The 4,278-nt window shown below is 60.6% G+C and carries 7 protein-coding genes; 4 read left to right on the forward strand and 3 right to left on the reverse strand.

Annotation, left to right across the window (positions count from 1 at the left end):
- The 4 genes from Q0288_RS09415 to Q0288_RS09430 all read left to right on the forward strand — a co-directional run.
- Positions 1 to 383: hypothetical protein (locus tag Q0288_RS09415; RefSeq protein WP_299429746.1), on the forward strand; the 383-nt coding region annotated here is incomplete at its 5' end.
- 165 nt (positions 384 to 548) lie between these two features.
- The gene (locus tag Q0288_RS09420) at positions 549 to 803 is read left to right on the forward strand and encodes a DUF433 domain-containing protein (RefSeq protein WP_299429748.1); all 255 of its coding nucleotides are present in this window, start codon (positions 549 to 551) and stop codon (positions 801 to 803) included.
- On the forward strand, positions 803 to 1,153 hold the full coding sequence (locus Q0288_RS09425; protein WP_299429750.1) for a DUF5615 family PIN-like protein: 351 nt from the start codon (positions 803 to 805) through the stop codon (positions 1,151 to 1,153). The genes Q0288_RS09420 and Q0288_RS09425 overlap by 1 nt, the downstream gene beginning before the upstream one ends.
- The gene (locus Q0288_RS09430; RefSeq protein WP_299429752.1) at positions 1,150 to 1,998 is read left to right on the forward strand and encodes a hydroxymethylglutaryl-CoA lyase; all 849 of its coding nucleotides are present in this window, start codon (positions 1,150 to 1,152) and stop codon (positions 1,996 to 1,998) included. Before Q0288_RS09425 ends, Q0288_RS09430 begins: the two co-directional genes overlap by 4 nt.
- Here Q0288_RS09430 and Q0288_RS09435 read toward each other — a convergent pair.
- The 3 genes from Q0288_RS09435 to Q0288_RS09445 all read right to left on the reverse strand — a co-directional run bounded on the left by Q0288_RS09435 (position 1,995) and on the right by Q0288_RS09445 (position 4,024).
- Positions 1,995 to 2,309 carry an FUN14 domain-containing protein gene (locus Q0288_RS09435; protein WP_299429754.1) on the reverse strand — a complete coding sequence of 105 codons (315 nt, stop codon included), beginning with the start codon at positions 2,307 to 2,309 and terminating at the stop codon, positions 1,995 to 1,997. The two genes, Q0288_RS09430 and Q0288_RS09435, sit on opposite strands and share 4 nt — an antisense overlap.
- Before the next feature lie 36 nt (positions 2,310 to 2,345).
- Entirely contained in the window at positions 2,346 to 3,194 is an 849-nt protein-coding gene (locus tag Q0288_RS09440; RefSeq protein WP_299429756.1) for an SDR family oxidoreductase, read from the reverse strand.
- A 248-nt stretch (positions 3,195 to 3,442) separates the two neighbouring features.
- Positions 3,443 to 4,024, reverse strand: a complete 582-nt coding sequence (locus Q0288_RS09445; protein ID WP_299429757.1) for a hypothetical protein — start codon at positions 4,022 to 4,024, stop codon at positions 3,443 to 3,445.
- Positions 4,025 to 4,278: the final 254 nt, after the last annotated feature.

The following is a 4,278-nucleotide window of genomic DNA, read 5'->3' on the forward strand; positions in this document are numbered from 1 at the left end:
ATACAACCCGCACCCCATATACCCCAACCCGCGCCCGCACCCGGCAAATGGTTGCAGGCTTTGCCCAGGCACATCTGGACTATCTCCCCACTGGCTTTTCCACCCGCATTTCGCCCCAGGCCTCTGGGTCTCCAAGCAGGATCGCCGCCTGGTACCTATCACCGGCAAGCCGCTGGCCGAACCCCTGCAATTGCTCGATTCCGTGCGCCCTGCTGCTGAAAAGCTACCAGAACATGAGCCTCCGGGATTTCCACCGCCCCCGTAGCGACGAGTCCTACCAGGTGACACCGGAATGGGTGTGGTATTACCTGACCCGCCACGAGGCCGGCCATCAAACGCAGAAGTTGCTCATCAAGCGGCTCTTTATCCAGCAGCAAAGGTAATTTCAGCACCCGATCCGGGGAAAAACCGGCTATGATGAACCATGCAGCCCACAAGCGAAAGGATGTTCTCTGGCAAGGCTGCACGGCGTCTTCGGCAAGCACCTGGACAAGGCTTCTAACTTCCAGCCTATCTAACTGAAGATGCCGCCTCGAGGGAGGTACTCTATGAAACTTGGCGCAAAGGTTCGCACCGAACTCCTCTCCCGCATCAGCTCCAACCCCGATACTCTGCGCGGCAGGCCGCGCCTGAAGGGAACCCGCATCGCAGTGTACATGGTTCTGGAAGCCCTGGCCTCGCAAATGTCCGTTGAAGAAGTGCTGGTGCAGTGGCCCGAACTGACCCGCCAGGACATCCAGGCCGCACTGCTGTATGGTGCGCGCTCAACCAACTACGAGTGGATTGCCCTGCACGAGGAATAATGCGCATTCTGCTCGATGAAAACATTCCCCAGCGGGTATTGTGGTGGTTGATCGGTGAGGGCCACGAGGTAGTCACAGCACGGGAAGCTGGGCTTACCGGGCGCTCCGACCAGTTTCTGTACGCCTACGCCGAACGCCACAACTACGTACTGGTCACACTCGATCTGGATTTCTCCGACCCCTCACGCTTTCCCCTCAGCTTTCCACGCATCGTGCTGCGACCGGGTGTGATTGACCCCGAGTTGATGCACGAAATCCTGCGCGATGTGTTCGGGCAGGGCTACCCCCTCTGGGGCGAACTGTATGTGGTGCAGCCCGAGGGTATCGCTCGGTATAGTGAAGAACTGTGAAGTGGGTTGAGTGTCCCAGAGACTCCTGGCAGGGCCTGGGGGGATTTATACCTACCGATGAAAAAGTGGGCTATTTGCTTACACTACTGGAGGCTGGCTTCCAGAGCCTCGACCTGACCAGCTTTGTATCGCCGAGGTGGGTTCCCCAGCACGCCGATGCAAGGGAGGTGCTGGCGGCTTTGCCCCCACCAGAAGGGCGCGAGTATCTAGCCATCATTGGCAACCAGAGGGGCCTCGAGCGGGCTGTACAGACTCCCCATCTGACCACCGTTGGCTATCCTTTTTCCATCTCCGAAACCTTCCAGCGCAAAAACCTCAATATGGGGCTCGAGGAGTCCTGGCCGTTGCTGGAACAACTGATCGCTCAGGCCCAGGACAGGAAGTTCGTGGTCTACCTCTCGATGGCCTTCGGTAACCCCTATGGCGATGCCTGGGAGCCCCGCCTCACCGCGCAGTTTGTGCAGCGAATGCACCAGCTAGACGGGCTTTCGGGCATCGTGCTGGCCGATACCTACGGGGTTGCCCCGGCAAACACCATTACCGAAACCCTGCGGGCGGTAGCTATTCATGGCATCGGCCAGAGCATCGGAGTGCATCTGCACAGCCGTCCGGAAAACACACTGGGAAAGGTACAGGTGGCGCTCGAGGCGGGGGTGCGCTGGCTCGAGGGGGCTCTGGGCGGCATTGGCGGTTGCCCATTTGCAGGGGACGAACTGGTCGGTAATCTGGCTACCGAGCAGGTGCTGCCCTACCTGGCGAGCCAGGGCCTGGAGGTCGGGGTCGGGCTGGAGCAACTCCCCAACCTGGCCAGTGAAGCCCTACTACTGCGCTCCCGCTACGCCTAGCCCCGCCGCAGTCCCAGCAGCAACCCAGCCACAAACGCCCCTCCGAAGGGCAGGTTGGTGGTGAGTACCCCGACCAGAGCATCCCAGGCGCCCCGGATCTGATCCTGCTGTAAAAGTGGCTCTACATCGCGCTGAATGCGTGTCCAATCCACGTTTATATAGCCCATCGAGGCCAGCACCTGCACCACCACAAAAATCAGGCCCAGAATGATGGCAACCCAGCGCCCCACGGTTTTGATGGCATACCCTACGGCGAAACCGGCCAGTCCCCCAAAGGTGAGCTGCCCGATGTACGGCTGAATTACTTCCACGTTTCTATTGTGCCATGCAAAAACCAGTTTGAGGGGTCAACCTTTTTTTCGCTGGGCCTCGAGCCTATCCCATTGCTCCTTGGTAACAGCGTCCAGCACATTGAATTCCCCAGCATTCCAGACCGTCTCGCCGCCGTCAATGGTGATCACATCCCCACTAATGAAGCCAGCATAATCGGAGATCAGATAAGCGGCCAGGTTGGCCAGTTCGCTGTGCTCGCCTACCCGCCCAAGCGGAATCTTTTTCTCGAACATCCGGGCAATTTCCTGGGTGGGCATCAAGCGGGTCCAGGCCCCTTCGGTGGGGAAAGGCCCCGGAGCTATGGCGTTGAGGCGGATGCCGTACTTGCCCCACTCCGCAGCCAGCGACCTGGTGAGGGTAACCACCCCGGCTTTGGCGGTAGCCGAGGGCACCACATACCCCGAGCCGGACTGGGCGTAGGTGGTAGCGATGTTGAGCATGGTGCCCTTTTGCCCCCTGGCAATCCAGCGCTTGCCCACCTCGAGGGTACAGTAGACCGTGCCGTGCAAAACGATATTCAGCACCGCATCGAAAGCCCGGTAGGATAGCCGCTCGGTGGGCGAAATGAAGTTGCCGGCTGCGTTGTTAAGCAGCACATCAATCCGGCCAAAATGGGCCTCCACCGCGTCTACCATGGCCTTCACCGCTTCGGGGTCGCGCACGTCCACCGGTGTGGTAAAGACCTCTCCCCCGGTCTGCTGCATCATCTCCTGGGCGGCCTGGGCGATGGTCTCGGCCCGGCGGCTGGTAATGGCTACCCTGGCCCCAAGTTCCAGAAAGCGCGTGCTCATCGAGCGGCCCAGCCCAGTACCGCCCCCCGTGACCACCACCACCTTATCTTTCAATAGCCCTGGTTCAAACATACTTTCACCGTCCGTGCCACTGTACACCGAGGACAAGGGGTCTGAATAGAGTGAAGAGCGAACATTTGCGAGGTTGTGGGCAGTTCAGGTCAGCACCTCGAGCGTTCACCCTGCGCGAGGATAGTGTCCATAGGCGAAGGCGGCTTCGATTCCACTTCGGGAGGGTTTGATGGGATCCAGGGCCAAGCAGCGGACGTGAATGGAAAAGCCCTCCAGCACCTGGGGATCAGATCCGCCCGCGAACCGCCCTAGGCCCTGACCCTGCGAACCAAAAATCGTCCTGCCAGGATTAAGACAACCAGCGCTGCCCCGGCCATGGCGATGCGATCCCAGCGCACCACCCGGTACTCGATGTAGTAGTCACTGGCCCGATCGAGTCGCACCTGCCAGGTGTAGCGGTGGCCCTCGACCCGGTCGGCGTTGTGCAGGGTGGCTGGCAGTGGGGTTTGCAGCGAGAGCGAGAGCTGGGGGAGCAGGGAACGGGCAAAGAGCGAGAAAATCTGCCCTGCTGGGAGAAGGCTGGCAACCACCGGGTTGGGCTGACCCAAACTCACGTCCAGGCGGTAGGTCTCGACCAACCACCCGCCCGAGCGGGTGAGCTTGAAGCGCTCTTCCACGAAGGCGCCTGTGCCAAGACTCGTATCGTGAGCATTCTCCACGGTGCGGGTGGCAATGGTCTGGTTCCCCTCGAGCCGAACCTGCCAGCCCTGGGCCCGGAGCTGGTTTGCGAAGTCGGAAAATAGCGTCCCACTCTGTCCATCCTGCGCCGGGGGCTCGGTCAGGGTCAGGGTCTGGGTCACGCTGCCACCGGATCCCACTTCCAGTTTCAAGTTGGCCTCAAAGCAAGCCGAGAGCAACAGGCCGAGGGCCAGGAGCCCGAGCCTCGAGGCCCACCGTACTCTCCATGGCCTGCTATTCACGAAGCGGTTGCGTCGAACGTTTATCGCATGGGTGCTGCGACTATAACCTCTCACAGGCCGATCATGCTCTATGTGGCACCCCTTAGAAACCAACCTTGGGAACCTGTCGGGTGGCCTCGTCGGTCTCGAAAAAGGTTTTGGCCCGCTTGCCCAGCGGCTGGGCT

The organism is uncultured Meiothermus sp., assembly GCF_937863175.1.
In the GTDB taxonomy this organism is placed as follows: Bacteria; Deinococcota; Deinococci; order Deinococcales; family Thermaceae; genus Meiothermus.